The following is an 18,851-nucleotide window of genomic DNA, read 5'->3' as shown; positions in this document are numbered from 1 at the left end:
GGGTGAGGAGTGCGCGGGACGGGGCGGGGCGGACCGCGCGGAAGCCGCGGAAGCCGGGGGATTTGGTGGCATGCCGCCTGTCCGCGAATGCGCCCGTACGTCCACGGTGTTGCATGGTGCGACGCTAGAGGTACGACGTGATCACCACGATCGAGACGAGTTCGCCGGTGGCGGAGCGGCCGAGCCATACCGGCCATGTCCCGTCGCCCCGTGCAGAACGACAGCAGGTCGCTTCCGGTCGCCTCGTCGACGGCACGTATGCGGCCGTTGCCGATGGACTCGCATGCGCCGTCGTCCTGCTCCTCGTAGTGGCGCCCGACCTTTCCGGACAGCGTCTCCCAGGCTGCGGCGTCCGCGAAGCTGCCGGTCGCTGCGTCGGTGCTGAAGCCGTAGGCGTGGCCGTCGAGGAGCAGACGGGGGTCTTCGCCCTCACTCAGCGCCGACTCCCAGGCGACGGCGGGTTCGTCCCGGATCAACAGGCGCACGGCGGGCTCTTCGGTGACCGGGAACCGATCCCCGCCGTACTCGCCCTCGCCAGCGATCACGGCCGCCTCCAGCGCGTACTCTCCGGGGGGTATGCGCTCGGTGAGTTCCCGGGGCTTCTCGTCGAGAGGGTCCGAGACGGCCAGGCGCCCGCTCGGGATGCGCACCATGGCGATGTGCCGCGGCTCGGCTGTCTCCGTCTCGTCCCAGGGTTCCACGGAGAAGGGGTTCCCCGGCTGAAAGAGGTCGTCGACGGGCAACTCCATACGCATGGGTTTCGGCGGGCGCCACAACGATGCGGGTCTTCGTCGCCCGCGAAAGCCACCTCCTGTGCTGTGGCGTCACCAGGCTCGGGCCCGTCCGACGGCCGGGACGAGTCGGCCGCCCGGACTCCGAACCCGCACCGGTCGTGCCACCGCCGCTCCTCCGGCACATCGGCCAGGGTGTGGAACGACCCGCCGTTCCGTCCATGTTCCTCCAGCGCCTTGCTGCCTCGGCAACCGGGCAGGAGTTCCACCGTGAGCCGCCAGGCGTCGGGCGCCAGGTCCGGCTGTTCCGGTGAGGCGTACCGCCGTTCCACGTACTGCCGCAGGAACAGACGGCCGTCCTCCAGCAGCCGGAGATCGACCTCGTGGGTTCGCCGTCCCAGCTCGTCATAGGCCCACTGCCCGACGAAACGATCACGCCAGGCGACGAGGTGCACCTCTGCGGGGACCGCGCGCCCGGGGACCCGGTGCAGCACCACATAGGGGTCCCCGGCTCCGTCCCGTTCCTCCGCCTCCGCCCGCGTCAGCGGTCCGAACGCACGGAGGGCGCCGGCGTCCCAGCCCTCAGTGACCCACCCGCACGCTGTGATGACGCGGGCCGATGGCCGGCAGTGATGCTGACCGGCTCATGGGCTGGTTTCCTGCTCCTGGGCCACCCGATTCTCACCGGTTGAATCCGCTGTTCCATGACTCGCCCCTGAATGTCGGTGCCGCCCTCTACGGTGGAGATCCGGATGCCGCTGAGGCGGTGGGGAGGGGCGACAGGCGTGCGCAGGGTGCCACCGGAGATGTTCCGGTTCACGACGGTGGAGAGGTCCGATCTGTACGGGGCGGTACTGGACGCCTTCGGCGTGGCCGGTGAACACCTGGAGACGGCGCTGAGTCTCGACGCGGTGCGAGAGCGGCTGCGCGGGGTCGGCTGGGCGGCGGCGGTCGAGGATGAGGAACTGCATGAAGCGCTCAGGAAACTCGTGCAGTGGGAGCTCCTGGACGTGGTGCACAACCACGCGGAGAACTACCGTACGGCCGAGGAGTACGAACGGCGCAACCTGCAGTATTCGCTGACCCGCCGGGGCGAGGCCGCTCTCGCCGGAGTGCGGCACGCGCTTGAGGTTCTCGCCTCCACGGGCGCGCTGCAGACGGCCGTGCTGGAGGCGATCGCCGACCGGCTCGACGAGCTGTGCCTGCTCTCCGGCGAACCCGCGTCGGCCGATCGACGGATCTTCAGCACGCTGAGGGAGCTGGAGGGACATCTGGACGCTCTGGTGGAGAACACCAAGGCGTTCAACGGCGAGCTGCAGCGGCTCCTGCGCGCCGAGGGCGCGGATCTGGAGGTGTTCCGCGATGTCAAGGCCGCCACCGTCGCGTATCTTCAGGAGTTCCTGGTCAACCTCGACCGGCGCGGGCAGACAGTCGCCGCTGCCGTGGCCCGGGTGGAGGAGCGGGGCGCCGCCGTGCTGCGCGAGCGGGCTCTGCGTGGGGCCGAGCTGCCGCCGGTGGCCGGTGAGGATCCCGCGGCCGGCTGGCTGGAGAGCAGGCGGGCGCGCTGGGCGGGCCTGCGGGCATGGTTCCTGCCGGACGACGGGGCGCGACCGCGTATCGAGCAGCTGCACGACATAGCCCGACGCGCCATCGTCTCGCTCCTGCAGGTTCTGGAGCGGATCAACGAGTCGCGGCGCCGCTCCTCCAGCGCCGTGCAGGACTTTCGGGAGCTGGCGCGCTGGTTCGCGGCGGCCCCCGCGGAAGAGGATCTGCACCGGTTGTGGTCGGCGGCCTTCGGCCTCGGCCCGGCACGCCACGCTCACCTCGCCCACTCCGACCCGGAGTTGATCCCGTCGTCCCAGTCCTGGTCCGAGGCCCCACCGGTGGAGGTGTCGGCGCTGCTGCGGACCAGCGGACGGACGGAGCGCTTCACTCGCACGGCCAAGGTGCGGGACGTCGCGGCAGTCAGGGCAGAGCGCGCCGAGCGGGCCCGCACGGAGCGGGCGGAACTCGCACTCGCCTGGCAGGTGCTGGAGACGGATGGACCCGTGCGTCTGTCCTCCTTCGGCACGTTGGATCCCGCTGTCTTCGACCGTTTGCTCGACCTGCTGGGCCGGGCCCTGTCCGCCCGGCCGGACGTGGGTGGCCTGAGGCGCGCCACGACGGGAGACGGCCGGGTGGAGATCGCGCTGGCTCAGCCTCCCGACGAGCGCACCGCCGTACTGCACACCACGAAGGGCTCACTGACCGGACCGGACTACGTCGTCCACATCACAGCGGCGGGCGGAGCGAGCGTCCACTCGGCCCCCCGCGCCACGCCGCAGGAGGCTGCGGGATGAGCACCCTCGCCAACCAACTGGCCGCGGCGGAACGCGAGGAGGTCGCCCGAGCCATCCGTCTCCTCCTCGCCCGCCCTCTGCTGACCGAGACCGCCGACCCGGCCGGCTTCGAACTGGTACGACGTCGTCGCGAGCCACTGGCCCAGTGGTTCGACTACGCCTGCGGCTGGAGCCTGGTGGTGGAGCCTCGCCGCGGTTACGCCCGCCTCACCAAGGTCCGCGCCGACCCGGACGGTTCCCGCCCGGCTCGTAGGGCGCGCTCCGGCCGGGCTCCGTTCGACCGCCGGCGTTACGTGCTGCTGTGCGTGACTGCGGCCGAGTTGCTGTCGATACCGATGACGACCATCGGTATGCTCGCCGACCGTGTCGTGCAGGCCACGGCGGCCGACCGGGCACTGGCCGCGTTCGACCCGGTCCACCGGCCGGAGCGGATGGCGTTCGTCGACGTGCTCAAGCTGTTGGAATCGTACGACGTGCTGCGAGCGGTGGACGGGACGACCGAAACGTATGTCGAGTCCGCGGAGGCCAAGGTCCTCTACCGCGTCGACGCCACCCTGCTGATGAGGTTGCCCGCCGCACCCGTCGGCGCCTCCCGGCTCGCCGTACCCCCGGACGAGGTGCCCGCCCGGTTCGAGGAACTCCTCACGGGCCTTGTACGGGAGCGCCGCTACGGCGGCACGGTCGTCGACGGGACGGCCGACGAGACGCACAACGAGAGCGCCGCCACTGATGCACAACGCAACCTGAGGCTGCGCCACTCGGTGCTGCGTCGCCTCTTCGACGACCCCGTGCTGTACCGGGCGCAGCTCGCCGAGGACGAACTGGCATACGTCATGTCCCTGACCGGACGCCAGATCCTGCGTCGCTCGGTCGAACAGGCCGGCTTCCTCCTGGAGGAACGTGCAGAGGGCTTCCTGCTCGTGGACCCGGATGGGATCGCCACCGATGTCCGCTTCCCCGACGACACATCCACTGCCAGGGTCGCCGCACTGCTCCTTCTGGAGCCACTCTGCGCCGCGCCTGCCGGAATGCTGCCCGAACAGCTCGCCGAGGCCGGAGCGGGTCTGCTGCGCCGCTTTTCGCGCTGGGCCAAGGCGTATCAGTCCGAAGATGGGGCGGCCCGGCTTTCCGACGACGCCGTACGCGTCCTGCGTGATGTCGGTCTCGTCCGCAGGGCCGGGGGCCGTGTCGTCGCATGCCCGGCCGCGTACCGCTATCGCCTGACGGAGGCGAAGAGTCCGGATCCGGATGACGAACCCGGACCGGACTGGGGGACGGGCCCGCACAAGACGGCAGGCACCATGGTTTCCGGTGGTGTTGCGGCAGAAGGGGATCAGCAGTGAGCGTGACAGAGCTTCCCGTCCCGCGGCGGCCGGAGCCCACCGGGTCGCCCGCGACACCGGCAACCGCGGTGGACGCGGCCCACAGCCGCTGGCAGCCGCACCGCGCGGGCATCCTCAACGTCTGGCGCTACTACGACGAGACCTTCACCTTCCACCGGGGCCGCCTGCTGCTTCGCGGCCAGAACGGATCGGGCAAGTCCAAGGCCCTTGAGCTTCTGTTGCCCTTCCTCTTCGACGCCAGCCTGCGTCCCAACCGCCTGTCCACGTTCGGCGGTTCGGAACGCACCATGCACTGGAACCTGCTCGGCGAAGGCGCCTCCGGCAAGACCCGTGTCGGGTATGTGTGGATGGAGTTCCGCCGCGTCGGGGACGACGGCACCGAGCGGTGGTTCGGCTGCGGGGCGCGCCTGCAGGCGAGCGTGCACACCAGCGGGGTACACGCCGACTACTTCACCACCGGCTCCAGGATCGCCCACCCCGCCGGCGTGCTCCTCGTCAACGAGGCGGGACAGCCGCTGACTCGCGCAGCGCTTGCCGAGGCCCTTCGCGACCGCGGCGAGGTCCACGCCTCGGCCGCCGACTACCGCACGGCCGTACGGCGTGAACTGTTCGCCGGCATGGGGGAGCAGCGTTACGAGTCGCTGTTGTCCGCCCTGCTCCAGTTGCGCCAGCCCAAACTGTCCGAACGACTTGATCCGTCCCTGCTCTCCACCCTGTTGTCCCGCGCCCTTCCCCCACTGGGCGAAGGCGAGATCGCTGAACTCGCCGAAGGCTTCGAACGGCTGGACCGCCAGCGCGAACACCTCAAACGGCTTGACGACGAGGTGACGGCGGCCGAGACCGTCGCAGCCCGACAGCGCGCCTACGCGCGACGGGTCCTGCGTGCCGGTTCGGCCGCGCTGATCTCGGCGACCACCGAGATGGACGACCTCACCCGCGCCGCTCGCCGGAGCGCCGAGGAACTCGAACAGGCGCTGGCGGAAAGGAAGTCCGCTCAGGCCCGGCACGAGGAACACGAGCTGCGCGCGCAGGCCCTGGACGAGACCGTCGAGGGGCTGCGCGAGAGGGACGCGTACAAGCAGGGTGAGGAACTCGACAGGCTCCGGCGTCGCACGGAAGAAGCGGCAGCCGTCGCCGGGCGACAGCGCGCCACTGCCCAAGCCACTCAGGTCAGGGCGGAGAAGGACCAGAGGCACGCCGATGAGGCGGCGGCCCAGGCCCGTACGTTCGACGAGCACGCGCGTGAAGCCGCCGAGGACGCACGCCGGTCGGCCCGAGCGGCGGGTATGGAATCCATCCATCACGAGGTGAAGGCGCTCCTCGACGCGGATTCCGCAGTGACCCCCGCCGACGGCCCGGGGCCTGAGGCGGGCGGCCGTCGACCCGAGGGCTCCGCCGGTGCACGCACGGCGGGCGAGGACGGGGCCCGACCGGCCCGTCGGCTGCTGCGGGGCGCAGTCACCGCCCGACGGCGGCAGGTCACCCTCATCACCGAGGCGATGGACGAGCACGATCGTTCGGTACGCGACCGGGGCACAGCCGAGAGCCTGCTGGAGGACGCCCGTACTCGGCTCGCGGAGGCGATCGCCCGGCGGGACGAGGCGTCCGACGCCTGGGACGACGCCCTTGCCGCGCAGACGGAAAGGCTGCTCGCCTGGGCCGGCGACTGCACGGAACTGCGCATTGCCGACGCCGGTGAACTGGCGGCCAGAGCCGCGACCGAGGCCGAGGTGACCGCGCTGGTCACAGCCGCCGCACGCCCGCTGGAACAAGAGATCGCCACAGCGGAGGCCACCGCGCGAGCCGCACATGTGGGACTGCGGGACGAGCGGAGCCGACTTGAGGAGGAGGTCCGGCGGCTGAGCGGTGAGACCGACCTGCCGCCTCCTCCCACCCGCACCACCGTCCGCACGGCGACGCAGGGAGCATCCCTGTGGCGGCTGATCGCCTTTCGCGAAGGTGTTCCGCTCCCGGTCCAGGCCGCGGTGGAGGCGGCACTGGAGGCATCGGGCCTCCTGGATGCCTGGGTCAGCCCCTACGACGGGATCATGCTGCCGGGTCATGACACCCGAGCAGAGGCAGCCCTGGCCGTGACCGCCCCGGGGCCCAGTCTGCTGGAGGTGCTGAAGCCCGAGGAGGACATCCCCGTCCCGGTCGACACTGTGACCCGCATCCTCGCCGGTGTCGCGTATGGCACTTCACTGCCCGGCGATCACCCCGCGGCCGTCTCCGCCGACGGTGCCTGGCGTCTCGCGATCGCCACCGGGACCTGGAGCAAGCCGGAACCGGCTTACATCGGTGCCCTCGCGCGGCAGCGGGCCCGGCAGCGCAAGATCGGTGAACTGACCGAGCGCATCGGCGAGATGAATGCCTCCCTCGCCGTGCTCGACGACCAACTGCGCGGTCTCGGCGCTCGCCGCGCCCGACTGGACGCCGACCGCGCGGCTCGACCGGACTACCGGGAACTCGACACCCGTCGACGTGACTGGGATCGAGCCGAGGAAAAAGTGGCTGCCAGGGACGATGCCGTGCGCGACGCGGCTGCGCATCTGGCCCGGTGTGAGACCGAGGTGGCGGGCGCTCTGCGCACGCTCAGCCGCCGGGCCGCAGAACACGGACTGCCCACCGACCGCGACCGGTTGCATCAACTCTCCACCGGCATCGACAGGTTCCGGGACACCGCCGACAGCTGGGTGGACGCCCGTCTCACCGCCACCGCCGCCGGCGACAGGGCTCGGCAGATGACCGCGCAGGCAGACCGCTCGCGCCGAGCCGCCGAGGAGCAGGCCGAGGGCGCCGCCGCCGCCGAAGCGGAGGCGGCAGGACTGAGGGCGCGCCTTGAGGCGGTGGAGGCCACCGTCGGCGAGGACTACCGACAGATCGTCGCACGCGTTGCCGAGGCGCGCGCCGAACTGCGGCGCTGCCGCGAGGAGGCCGGCCGGGCGGCCGATCTCCTTCTGCGCCTGGAAGGCCGTATCGGAGGATTGCGGGCCACCAGTGGTCAGGACGCGGAACGACGCGAGCAGGCCGTCGCCACCCGGGACCGCGCGGCGCACCGGTTCCGCCACCTGTGCCTGGTGGGGCTGGCGGAGGATGCCGGTATCACACCGGAACTCGATGCCGGGGACGGCGCGAAAGCCACTCTGGAGGCCGCACGTGCCACGGCGGCGAAGTGGCCCGCCATCCCGCACGCCCCACGCAACCTGGGCGATGCCGCGACCCGCCTCTCCGAAGCGGTCCACGAAGCCCGCCAGCGCCTCGGTGCCCGTGCCGACCTGGACCTGGAGCCCGACGACGACGTCCAACTGTTCACCGCCACCCTGGACGGCCTACGCGTGGGGGCGACGGGCCTGCTCACCACGCTCACCCAGGAGCGCGACCGCAGCCGTGACGACATCACCGCCGCCGAGCGGCGCCTCTTCGATCAGATCCTCACCGGCGACATCCGCCGCCACCTCGCGGCACGCATTCGCCAGGCCGGCGAACTCGTCGACCGCATGAACGGGCACCTGGAGCGGGTTCGTACCGCCTCCAACGTCTCCGTCCAGCTTGTCTGGGACGTCCGACCGGATCTCCCGGACGGCACCCGCACCGCCCGTCAGCTACTGCTCAAGGACCCCGGCCGGGTCAACGAGACCGACCGGGAAGCCCTGCACGCGTTCTTCCGCGCCCGCATCGAGGAGGCCAAGGGCAGCGACACGGCCGCGAGCTGGGAGGAACAGCTCGGCGAGGTGCTCGACTACACCGCCTGGCATCGCTTCACCGTGCGCCTCGACCGGGCGAACGGAACCGGCTGGCAGCCGCTGACCAAGAAGCTGCACGGCGCGCTCTCCGGCGGAGAGAAGGCCATCGCACTGCACCTGCCCCTGTTCGCCGCCGTCGCCGCCCACTACGAGGCCGTGCCCCTGGCGCCCCGGCCCATCCTGCTCGACGAGGTCTTCGTCGGCGTGGACGCGGTCAACCGCGGGCAGGTCTTCGCCCTGCTCACCGCACTCGACCTTGATCTCATGGTCACCTCCGACCACGAGTGGTGCAGCTACCGCGAGTTGCCGGGCATCGCGGTCCACCAGCTCCTCACCGACGGGGACGACGACGCTGTCACCAGCGCCCGCTTCGTCTGGAATGGCGCCGACTGGGAGACGGAATGACCCACTCCGAACCGGTCCCGGGCGAACACACCCTGCGCCGTCCCGAACTCCGCCCGCTCTGGCACACGGTCCACAGCCGCCTCTCCTCCGGCCGCCCCGTCACACGGGTGCGCCTCGGCCCGCTCGACGATGCCCAACGCGAGTCCCTCGCCGACCTTCTCGGTCTGGACCGTCTGCCGGACCCTCGCCCCTCCGTCTCCCTGGCGCGCTTGGAAGAGGCTGTCACCGAACTGTCCGGCCGTACGGTGCGTGAAACCGTCACCGAACTCGTCGGCCCCCTCGACGACCGTGCAGGTGAACGACGCCGCAAGAAAGACGAACGTGCCGAGCTGTGGGCATGGTTGGACGGCCACGCCACCGTGCGGGCCCAGCCCGTGCTCGCCGGCTGGACCGCATCGTGCCGAGCCACCGGCCTGATCGGTGGCTCACCGGAACTCACCCGGACACTGCTCGCAGACGCGCTGACCGTACTCGCGGAACTCCCGGCTCAGGCCGAGCCCCTGCCCGTCTTCGCTGCCCGGGTCCTGAGGGGCGACTCCCACGCACTCGACGACGGTACCCGCTTGTCCACCCTCGTCCTCCGTGCTCTGGCGGCCCTCCACGACACCGCCGCACCGGAGTCCGCGGCGGACCGACGCGCCTTGTGGACTCGCGCGGGCGTCGCCGACGACGACCTGTCGGCCACCGTTCTCGTCGGTGGACTGCGTCCGGCCGGTGAAGGCCCGCTCGCCCGTGTGGCCCGAGTCGGTGCCGAGGCCGGTCAGGCCGCCAGCCTGACTCTCGCCCAACTGCGGGCCCCGGGCGAGTTCACCCTCGCATCCGACCCCGCACCCGTCGTCCACGCCGTTGAGAACCCCAGCATCCTGGCTCTGGCCGTACGCCGCTTCGGCTCGGACTGTCCGCCGCTCGTGTGCACATCCGGCTGGCCCAACAGCGCGGCCATCCACCTCCTGCGCCTCCTCGCGGACCAGGGAGCCGTCCTCCGCTATCACGGCGACTTCGACGGCGAAGGCATCCGCATCGCCGCCTATCTCCTGGACAAGACCCCGGCCCGACCTTGGCGCATGACGGCGGCGGACTACCGTGCCGCAGCCGCCCGCACACCGCACGGACCTGAGCCCGGCCGCCTCACCGAGGCTCCCTGGGACCCCGAGCTGACCCGTGCCATGACCGACCACGGCACCGCCGTGGTCGAGGAACTGGTGGCTGACGTCCTGTTGGCAGACCTGGCGGAAGCGATCAGGTGCTAAAGCCGCTCCGGCCGGTCGTGACGCTCATTTGACGCTCCGAGTGCCCGAAGGCCCCTCCGGCAGACCAGAAAACAGCTGTTGACCTGCTGGTATGTCACGTCCCTCACTGAGTGACATCTTTCCGATGACGTCGCACGTGGAGTGCGTGGCGATTCTGGAGCTCGCTAAGAAGGCTGCTTGACCTGCGGGTTTTCCGTTCCGGGTCGACCCTCGACCCGTTTTCCCGTGTGCAACAGGTCGGACGAGTCGCCCCGCCCCCACCTGCGGGTTTTCTGCTGACGAGATTCGCGGGAGGTCTGAGACGAGCCAACTTGCGGGAAACCTTGACGCTCATACGACGCTCGAACTGCCTGTGGGCAGGGAGGGCCGAGAGACTCTGCCGGCGACCGTTCCTCACCACAGTGCTCCTGTGCGTGTTGCGTACTGTGAGGCGCCGGTCTACCAGGCACACTCAATTACAGAGGGTGATGCGCCGAGCCGCCGGGTCCTGGCCGTTCAGGCTTTCGGTGGGGCAGGGAGCTTTCGATCGGGTGTTGTTTTCCGGGTGCGCTTGATAACGGGAGGGGCATGGGTGCACGCTCGTCGGGACAGGGTCCAGGAGAGGAGCGCTGACATATGAGTGAGCCTGCACACGAGGCGGCGGCCGACGTCCCGCAGCCGCCTATGCAGGTGGAGGCGATCCGTTCGGCGCTGGCCCAGGTCGCCCCGGACCTTCTTCCACGGTTCGACGAGGCGCGGGTGGCGGCCACGGCCAAGGCCAGGCTCAGTGTCTCCGCGACGCCGTTGCGAAACTTCGTGCAGGGCTGGGCTGTGGAGGTGGCCATAGCCCGCAGGCCGGAGACATCCGCCCGGCTCCGTGACCTGGAGGCGCGTGCGGCGAGGGTTACCAGCATGGACGAGGCGCGGACGATTGCCGCGGAGATCAGCCGCATCCGTCGCAGTGCGGCAGTCGAGGTGGGCCTCCACGAGGCGGACGCTCGGTGAGCTTTGACGACCTCTGGGTATGGGAGTATGTCTTCCATGCCGAGGACGAGATCAGCTATTCGCGGCTTGTCCGCGACGAAGTGAAGGACATCGCCGATCAGCTCGTCGAGATGGCGAACCTCGGTATTGATCCTGCCGAGCTTGGTGAGCCGACCTCGGGGACTGCCCGTCGGCATGACCTGCCGTGCGGAGGCTGGTTCACGACTCAGTCCCTGCCGTACAGCCGACCACCTCTTCTCGCCGTGGTCGAAGTGGTTCCGCCGTTCCACCCTCTCTGAAGGTCTTCCTGGGGCGTGGGAATAATTGTCATTCCTGAAGGGGCGAGTGTCGTCAAGAGCGGTGCCGACGCTGGTCATTGACGGTTCCGGGCAGGGACGCCCGGCTCGCTGTCGATGGATGCTGATGGCGAGCGGGCGGGCAACGATGTGGTTGTGGGTGTCGTTCGTCTCCGGTTGGTCATGTGGGAGGGGCAGGGCCGTTTCTCGGCTGCCGGTCATTCCTTCGCGGCGCCCGGCCGCATGGAGCTCTGCGACGTGCGGCAAGCGGGGTCAATCAAAACCGCGACCGCGCCGTGTGGGGGTCAGACAATTGCCCGGCCTCGCGCCTGCCGCGTCCGGGCTGCTCATCCCGCCTGCTCGGCCAGGGAGCGGGCCAGCGCGCGGATGTGCCCGTCGCGCAGGCCGTAGTAGACGAGGGTGAGCAGTTTGCGGGCCGCGGCGATCTTGGCGATGTTCTTGCCGCGGCGGGCCTCGATCCGGGCCCGGTCTTCGGTGATCTTGGGAGTGGCCTTCCGCTGGATCGCCTCCACGGCGGCCCAGCGGACCAGTTTGCTGCCCTGCTTGGTGACGTGACCGCGCCGGACCAGGGTGTCGGACTCGTAGTGGCGCGGGGTCAGCCCGGCCCAGGAGCACAGCTTCTCGGCGGAGGCGAACCGGTGCACGTCGCCGATCTCCGCGACCAGTACGGCGGCCAGCACCGGGCCGACGCCGGGTAGCCACAGGATGGCTCCGCAGCCGGGGTGCCCGCGCAGCCGGCCGGCGATGTGCTGGTCAAAGACGGCTACCTCGGCGTCGAAGATGTCGATCAAGTGCAGTAGAGAGGTCACGCGCTGGGCGTAGGCGCCGGACAGGGGTGTCTGCTCCAGGCGGGCGCGGCCGTCGACGCCGAACAGGTCGGAGACGGCGATGAGCACGCCGGCTTTTGCGAGCACGGCGTGGACCTGGGCCTTCAGGTCCGAGCGCAGCGCGACGAGTTTGGCACGGTAGCGCACCAGTTCGCGCAGCTCCCGCACGTCGGGCGGGGCGATCCAGGACTCCGGCAGCCGGCCCATGCGCAGCAGGTCTGCCAGGTCCGCGGCATCGCGGACGTCGTTCTTCACGCGCCGGTAGGCGAAGCCCTTCACATCCAGCGGGTGGGCCAGGTGGACCTCGGCCCCGGCGGCCTGCAGTGCGTCGGCCGCCCAATACCAGCCGTAGGTGGCCTCCAGCACCACGTCCGGGTGACTCCCCGCCTTCTCGATCTCCAGCCCCAGCGCGACCGGATCATTGAGGATACGCACCGTGCTCAGTTGCTCTCCCTCAGCGACCGCCTGCGGTGCAGGTCGATGCCGACGTACTGGTGTCCGTCATACTCACTCATCAGGGGCCTCCTTCGCCGTGACGAGCGTGAGCACCCGGGACCTACCCGGGAAACCCACGGGGAGGCCCCGCCCCTTCATCGCATCAAGACTTGTGGACTTGGTTGATCCCAGCTCGGCTCGGGTGACTTGATTGCAACGAGTTCGACCTCGAAGCCGTCGTCGTTCTCCAGGTAGGCTACGTAGGGCGGTTCAAGGGGAGCGCAGGCAGCGAACTGGCGAGATCCCTGCCCCGGTGGGACTCATTCCGCATCGCGTCTGTCCAGCGCCTGCAGCGGCCCGCCTGCTACGGAATCCCCCGGGATCCTCTCACTCCACGTCGTCCGCCACCCAGTCGCTGATGAGCGCCTGAGCCACAGCCATGAGCTGCCGATAGGCCAGCGGCTGGAGATGGGAGAGGAAATTGCGGGCGTCGCAGAGGATGTCCAGGCGGCGCTGCTGTTCGGTGGTGAGGGTGAGGAGACGGGAGGCGCGCTGGAGGTCGGCCACCTCCAGTTCGACAAGCGGGGCGGCGGGGAGCTGTTTCTTGACCTGGTACTGGGAGCGAGCCTGCTCGCGGAAATAGTCGAGGTTGATCTCCTTGCGCAGGAGGCCGGGGACCAGATCAATGAAGGCGGTGCGGGCCTCGTCCACCAGGGGCAGCAGGACGCGGTTCTGGGCGTGGCAGACGAGAGTGCGCAGCTCTGTGGAATCGGGGTCGAGAAGGTGGTGACTGAGGACAGGGCGGACATGGCTGTCCCAGCTGTCGACGGCGCCGGTCGACCAGGCGTCGCGTAGCTCTGCGGAGGGGGCGGAGGCGTGGGCGGTGGACATGCGGCGGGGCCAGGTCCGGTCCAGGACGGCCGCCTCGCTGGGAAGGATGTCGGCCAGGGCGCGGCGCAGGGAGTCCAGGTCGCCGCCTTTCCAGGCTTCCCGGAGGGCGAGTGCGCTGTCGATGTCGGGGCCGCAGACCTCGGCGACGACTGCGTCGGTCACCCGGTGGAGCAGTGCCTCGGCGGCCCCGGCGTTCGGACGGGGCCGCCAGGCGAGCAGGACCTCACTGTCGAGGCGGGTCCACACCCGCCACCACCAGTGCAGAGTGACGTGGTCGTGGCTCGGGCCGACGCCGAAGGCGGTGCTGGGCAGGTCGCCCATGCGGGCGGCGATGAGGAAGCGGGGGCGGTGTCCCGCGCCGAGGCCCTCGTCGCGGAAGACGGCATGGGCGGTGCGGAGCAGTCGGCCCATCTCCTCGGGTGAGTCCTCGTCCCAGCCGCGCACCACGATCAGCGGCGGTGCGCTCGGTAGGGCGTCATCCTCCAGACCGTCGTCGCCGGAAACGTCGTTCCGGAGCCGGTCCGCCCGCCTGACCAGCTCGCTCAACGGGTCGCCGGTGACGCCGAGTTCCTTGGCCAGGCGCTCGCCAAGCGACATCGAGGCGAGCGCTGCGACGCCCGGGGCCGCGCCGCGGTGGCTGGAGGGCGGTGGTGGGCTGGCCGGGGCGGCGGCCAGCGAGCCCAGCAGGGCTCCGTAGGGGTCTTCGGCGTCGAAGCCGTCGTCATCGTGCCAGAGCGCGAAGTGGTTGCTGGCTCCGGCGAACGCGGCCTCCGGCTCGGGCGTGGTGGAACGCTGGGTCGGGATGACGACCGCGCTTCCACGGTCGCCAGTGCGGTCGGCGAGCGCGGTGACGGTGCCCGGGACCGGTATGGGCTCCTCGAACCGGGCGTACAGCTCCCTCAGAAACAGCTCCGCCCGGCCGGAGTCGACCATCGGGTCCGGGAAGTACCAGACGCAGCTGCGGCCGGACCTCAGGTCCCGCTCCAGCCGGTCCAGGTGGCGGCGCGGGCCGGGGAGGCGCACCAGGTCGCGCTCGGAAGCCGGTGGGGCCGGGACGGCGGCCCCGCGTTCCCGGGCTTGTGCCCCCTGCTGACCGTGCGCCCCGCCCGGCTCGTTCCCGCCCCACAGGCCGGCAGTCACAGGTCACCGCCGATCGCCTTGACGGCCCGGAAGGTGACCGGGTCCAGGGTCTCGCCCTTGTCGGTGACGTCGAGGACGCCGAGGATGTCGAGGCGGTCTAGGAGCCGTTCCGCGGCGGGCAGCGCGCCCCCGGCGTCGCTCTCGTCGTACAGACGCGCCTCGTGGAAGGCGGCCTGGAGGTCGCCCGCAGCGGCGACGGCGACCCCGGCGTGGTGCTCCTCCTCGGTGTAGAACTGCGCCCAGGTGGCGAGTCGGCCGACGTCGTCGGAGCTCAGGCCCGCCAGCTTCAGGTGGGCCTTGGCACGCTCCGGTACGGTCATCTCGGCCCGCAGCTCGTCGAAGACCTCCTGCTGACGCATGCCGGAACGGACCTTGTGCATGGCGAGTTCCACCAGCATCGGCCAGCCGCCGGTCACCTCGATCAGGCTGCGCCGCTCACGCGGGGAGCCGAAGGGCGACTCGGGCCAGGCGCGCACGCTGTCCACCGTCCACCGCTCGGGGCGCACCAGCCCGGCGGCCGACACCACGCCCGCGGCGGTGTCCGGGTCGCACAGGACGACGGCGTAACGGCGCGGCACGGACGACGAGCTGTCGGAGCGAGGCTGGGTGATCCGGGTGTGGTCCAGGAGCCGATCCGTGGCCTCCTGCAGCCGGGCCGTGTCCTGGCCTCTGAGGTCGACGAAGAGCAGCCGGGAGCCTCTCTTGCGGCGGGAGTTGGCCGTGATGAACTCGGTCAGGTCGTCGTCCGGTCCGATGCGCACGACGGCCAGGCCGTGGCCGTCGATGTGGAGCTGGATGCCGCGCTCCACCAGGTCGGCGCTGAGCGCCGGGGTGCAGGGCACCAGCGTGGTGCGGACCGGGTGGGTGAGGATGTCACTCAGCTGCCCGTCGGTCAGCGGGCTCATCCGCTGCACCCGGGTCCGCCGGTCGGTACCGAGGGAGCGGCGGGCGACGCTCGGGTTGTAGTCGTAGGGCAGGTCGAACTGGGTGTCGCGCAGCTCGTTCTCCAGCTCGGCCTGGGTGCCGAGCATGTTCACCACGTTGGGGCTGCGCATAGCGTAGACACGCTCATCCCCGGGGAGCCGGATCAGCAGGCCCAGGTTGACCATCTCCTCGAGGTAGATGGTCAGCTGCCGCTCGGAATTGAGTGGGAAGCCGTCCGGCCACCGCTCGTGGGCGCGCTCGAGGAGTTCGGCGGGCCGGTACCCGTGCCCGTGGCCCTGCTCCAAGCTGCGCAGGGCGATCAGCAGGGCGAGGACGCGGTAGCGGTCCTCCAGGTTGATTGTGTAGCGAAGGCGCTCCGCGATCAGCCCGCGGACCTCCTCCATGCCGGCCACCTGCTGGACGTCCTCCCAGGTGATCGGGGCGTGTCGGCCGTCGGCGGGCATGGAACGCTGCTGCATGTAGGCGACCAGGCGGTCGCAGAAGATCTGCAGCAGGTTGGCCTGGTAGTTGGTCAGGCCGAGGATGTGCCAGACGAGGTCGCGGGTCTCGAAGGTGAGACCCACCGCCGCCATGGGCTCCTCCACCAGCTCCACGGCGTCCTGCGGCTTCAGTGGGCCGACCGGCACGTCGCGACCGCCGTGCGCGGTGACCACGTTGATCAGCCGGTTGAAGCGCTGGACCTGGTGGAGACCGGCGAACACCACTTTGAAATCGCGCCCGGTGTCCTCCATCAGCCGCTGCAGCCGCTTCACGGTGGGGAACGTGGACTGGCCGCCGCCGGTGTAGACGGCCTGGGCGTCCGCCGTGAGGAAGGCGTCGGCCTCGTCGGCGAGCAGCAGCAGACGGCGTTCGGGCCGCTCCTCGATCCACTGCTGAACCTCGTTCGCGATCACGTTGCCCGGCGCGCGGTCGGCGACGCTCTCGCTGATCACGCCGCGCCGCTTCAGCTCGGCCAGCAGCATCCGCCAGATGCCCTCCGGTGGCTCTGCGTGCCCGATGTCGGCCTTCATCAGGTCGACGTACACGGCGACCCGGTTCTCCCGGTCGTCCTTCTGGAACACCTCCACGGCCTGCCTGAGCAGGGACGACTTGCCGAGCTGGCGCCCCCCGAAGAGGAAGATCGGCCCCTGCGGGTCGAGGACGGCACGCATCTCGTCGGTGCGGCCCTTGAAGACCTCGGGCGGCACCAGACCCGCGACATGCGGGGTGTACGGAGTGTAGCCGGTCCACGGCAGGGTGACTTGCTGGACGGCGCGGAAGGAGCGCGGCGCGTGCGCGGCCACCCAGCCGACGACGGCCGGGTCGACGACCAGCGCCTGGTGGCTCCGGCCCCGCGACTCCTGCGCGAGCCTGCGACGGCCTTCGACGCCCAGCGGCTGCGTGTACAGAATGATGTTGGCCTCGATCGCCGATGCCGGCAGATGGCGCAGCGGGCCCTCACCCCGCAGCTCGTCGGTGATGACGACAACCTTGTACATGCGGCGGGCGTGCGAGCCGAGGGCAGCGACGTAACCGGGCGTGCTCTCCGTGATGTCGGCCCGCACGCTCAGCCGGGTGACGCCCCACCTGGCCTCTTCCACGTTGGGCTGGGAGGCGTTCAGGCCGAGCAGCCGCAGCACACTGACTACCGCCTTGCCGACCTTCCGGGCGTCCTTCAACTGCCCCAGCCGGTCCCAGGCGTCGAGGCCGGAGAGGGCGTTCTGCACCAGCGCCTCGCCTGAGGCGTAGTGGTCCGCCCACCAACGGGCGCTGCCGCCGGACGAGTCGGGCCTGGGTGCGTCCGGGTGGGCCACGCCCGCCAGGAAGCGGGAGAGGACTTCTCCGGTCGGCTCGGCCGGCCCCGGCAAGGGCTGCCCCCGGCGGGTGAACGTCAGGAGCTCCTCCGCCGCCACCGTCTCACCGCGGTCCAGGAGATCGCGGATCCGACTCGCGTCCTGCTCCGTCAGCCGCACCTGCCCGAGCTGCCGGCGCAGGTCGTCGCTGCGCTCCTGCTCCAAGAGGCGCAGGTCCTCGGCGACCTGCTCGACGGAGCGCAGGCGCTCTCCGAAGCTCCCGCCGTGGCCCTCGCCCTCCAGGTCCAGCAGACGGCCGGCGAACTCGCGCTCCACCTCGTGGGTCAGCAGGTTCTGCGCGCGGACCCGGGCCAGCGCCAGCTGGGCGCTGCGGTGCTCCTTGGCGCACCGGTCTTTCCACTGGCCGGTCGCGTCGGAGAGCGCCTGCCGCTGCTCGGCGAGCTGGACTGCCGTGAGCTCGACGCCGGGCACCTCGCCCCGGGAGATCCGGTCCAGCAGGCGTTCGGCGAGGTGCAGGTCACCGCGGGTGCGGTGCCAGGCGAGGGCGAGGGCTGGGTCATTCGGGCCGAGTATGTTCGCGAGCGCGGAGAACGCCTCCTGGCCAGCGACGTCGGGCAGGTACCTGCCGCCCTCCGGGTGCCAGGACAGGCCCGGCAGCATCAGCAGCGCGTCCGCCGGCGGCGGGAACCGGACGTCCTCGTCCCTGGTCCCGGGCGTGTAGGACCGGTCGAGCCATCGCACCAGCAGGTCGAACAGCGCGCCGCCCACACCCGGGGGCCGCCCCGCCTCCCTGGCGGCCTCGAGCGCCGTCGGCAGCTCGGGACCGATGGCGCCGCTGCCCGACGCCGTCGGCGCCTCGGCGGCGCGCAGGGCCGCCTTCAGGAGGTCCTGGACACTCTTGACGTGCGTGCGGAGCTGAAGACGGGCGCCGGAGTGGATGTCGTTCTTGGCCTGCTTGGTGGTGCGCTTGACCCGGTCGGTGTCGTCGATCAGGCGGTCCGCGGCATCGGCGCGCCGAAAGTGCTCCTCCATCAGCCCGGACAGCTTCTCCGCGCCGGACTTGCCACCCTTCCTGGCCCACTCCTCGATCGCGTGCAGGGTCTCGCCGAGTACCCCTTCGGGCCCGGCCAGCGCCTGCAGGACGACCGTGGCCCGCTGGTAGCGGATCTTCCGCTTCGGCAGGTCGACCGCGAGCTGACGGGCCTGGTCGGCGATTCTCTCGAACCGGTTGGCCTCAGCGGCCGCGACGCCGGCGCGCAGACCGCCCGGCTTGATCTCCGCGCCCTTGCGTACGGCGAGCACCAAGCCGTCGAGAGCCCTCGCCCAAGGGTCAGGAAGACCGGGGACGGACGTGTGGTCGCCGGTGAGGACGCTGCTCGCCCAGCGGGCCGAGATGCCGCTACGTACGGCTGCCGTCAGCAGCATGAACTGGGCGTCGCGGTCGTCCTCCAGGGGACGGCTTCGCATGACGGCGTCCAGGAATTCCTCGGCCTTCACCTGCAGGTCGGAGGCTGAGGCGGGCGAATCGTGGAACGCGGCGTCCGCGAAGGCGAGGGCGAACGTGCGGTGCTCCGACGCGCCGGCGGCACGGCTCACCCAGTACGCCTCGGCGAGCCGACCCTCGGTGACCAGGGCCTCCACGGTGGCTTCGGCTTCGCCCCAGCCGTCGGCCGGGGCGGGGGTCGCTTCGTCGGCGTCGGGCTCGGTGCGGGACGACGCAGGGGGCCGG

Annotated in this window: 10 protein-coding genes; 6 read left to right on the top strand and 4 right to left on the bottom strand. The window is 70.9% G+C overall.

Annotated features, from left to right (window positions below):
• The coding region (locus tag C1I97_RS41380) for a DUF4241 domain-containing protein (RefSeq protein WP_258382537.1) at positions 1 to 749 on the bottom strand (749 nt) is incomplete at its 3' end.
• 788 nt (positions 750 to 1,537) lie between these two features.
• Between C1I97_RS41380 and C1I97_RS12540 the strand changes: the two genes are divergently transcribed.
• From C1I97_RS12540 to C1I97_RS12515, 6 genes are all read left to right on the top strand, one after another.
• On the top strand, positions 1,538 to 3,070 hold the full coding sequence (locus tag C1I97_RS12540; RefSeq protein ID WP_258382536.1) for a TIGR02677 family protein: 1,533 nt from the start codon (positions 1,538 to 1,540) through the stop codon (positions 3,068 to 3,070).
• Positions 3,067 to 4,413 carry a TIGR02678 family protein gene (locus tag C1I97_RS12535; RefSeq protein ID WP_111003296.1) on the top strand — a complete coding sequence of 449 codons (1,347 nt, stop codon included), beginning with the start codon at positions 3,067 to 3,069 and terminating at the stop codon, positions 4,411 to 4,413. Before C1I97_RS12540 ends, C1I97_RS12535 begins: the two co-directional genes overlap by 4 nt.
• Positions 4,410 to 8,561 carry a TIGR02680 family protein gene (locus tag C1I97_RS12530; RefSeq protein ID WP_181446696.1) on the top strand — a complete coding sequence of 1,384 codons (4,152 nt, stop codon included), beginning with the start codon at positions 4,410 to 4,412 and terminating at the stop codon, positions 8,559 to 8,561. Before C1I97_RS12535 ends, C1I97_RS12530 begins: the two co-directional genes overlap by 4 nt.
• Entirely contained in the window at positions 8,558 to 9,811 is a 1,254-nt protein-coding gene (locus C1I97_RS12525) for a TIGR02679 family protein (RefSeq protein WP_111003294.1), read from the top strand. Before C1I97_RS12530 ends, C1I97_RS12525 begins: the two co-directional genes overlap by 4 nt.
• Before the next feature lie 615 nt (positions 9,812 to 10,426).
• On the top strand, positions 10,427 to 10,795 hold the full coding sequence (locus C1I97_RS12520) for a hypothetical protein (protein ID WP_111003293.1): 369 nt from the start codon (positions 10,427 to 10,429) through the stop codon (positions 10,793 to 10,795).
• Positions 10,792 to 11,073 carry a hypothetical protein gene (locus C1I97_RS12515; RefSeq protein ID WP_111003292.1) on the top strand — a complete coding sequence of 94 codons (282 nt, stop codon included), beginning with the start codon at positions 10,792 to 10,794 and terminating at the stop codon, positions 11,071 to 11,073. Before C1I97_RS12520 ends, C1I97_RS12515 begins: the two co-directional genes overlap by 4 nt.
• Positions 11,074 to 11,417: 344 nt before the next feature.
• Here the strand turns inward: C1I97_RS12515 and C1I97_RS12510 are convergent, their stop codons facing one another.
• The 3 genes from C1I97_RS12510 to C1I97_RS39850 form a co-directional block, all read right to left on the bottom strand.
• Complete coding sequence (locus tag C1I97_RS12510; RefSeq protein ID WP_309147800.1) at positions 11,418 to 12,362, bottom strand: IS110 family transposase; 945 nt, start codon at positions 12,360 to 12,362, stop codon at positions 11,418 to 11,420.
• 378 nt (positions 12,363 to 12,740) lie between these two features.
• On the bottom strand, positions 12,741 to 14,384 hold the full coding sequence (locus tag C1I97_RS12505) for a hypothetical protein (protein ID WP_111003291.1): 1,644 nt from the start codon (positions 14,382 to 14,384) through the stop codon (positions 12,741 to 12,743).
• On the bottom strand, positions 14,381 to 18,851 hold a 4,471-nt coding region (locus tag C1I97_RS39850), incomplete at its 5' end, for a hypothetical protein (protein ID WP_181446695.1). The genes C1I97_RS39850 and C1I97_RS12505, both read right to left, overlap by 4 nt.

Source organism: Streptomyces sp. NTH33 (assembly GCF_003236365.1).
GTDB lineage: Bacteria > Actinomycetota > Actinomycetes > Streptomycetales > Streptomycetaceae > Streptomyces.
This window is presented reverse-complemented; position numbering and strand designations above follow the sequence as displayed.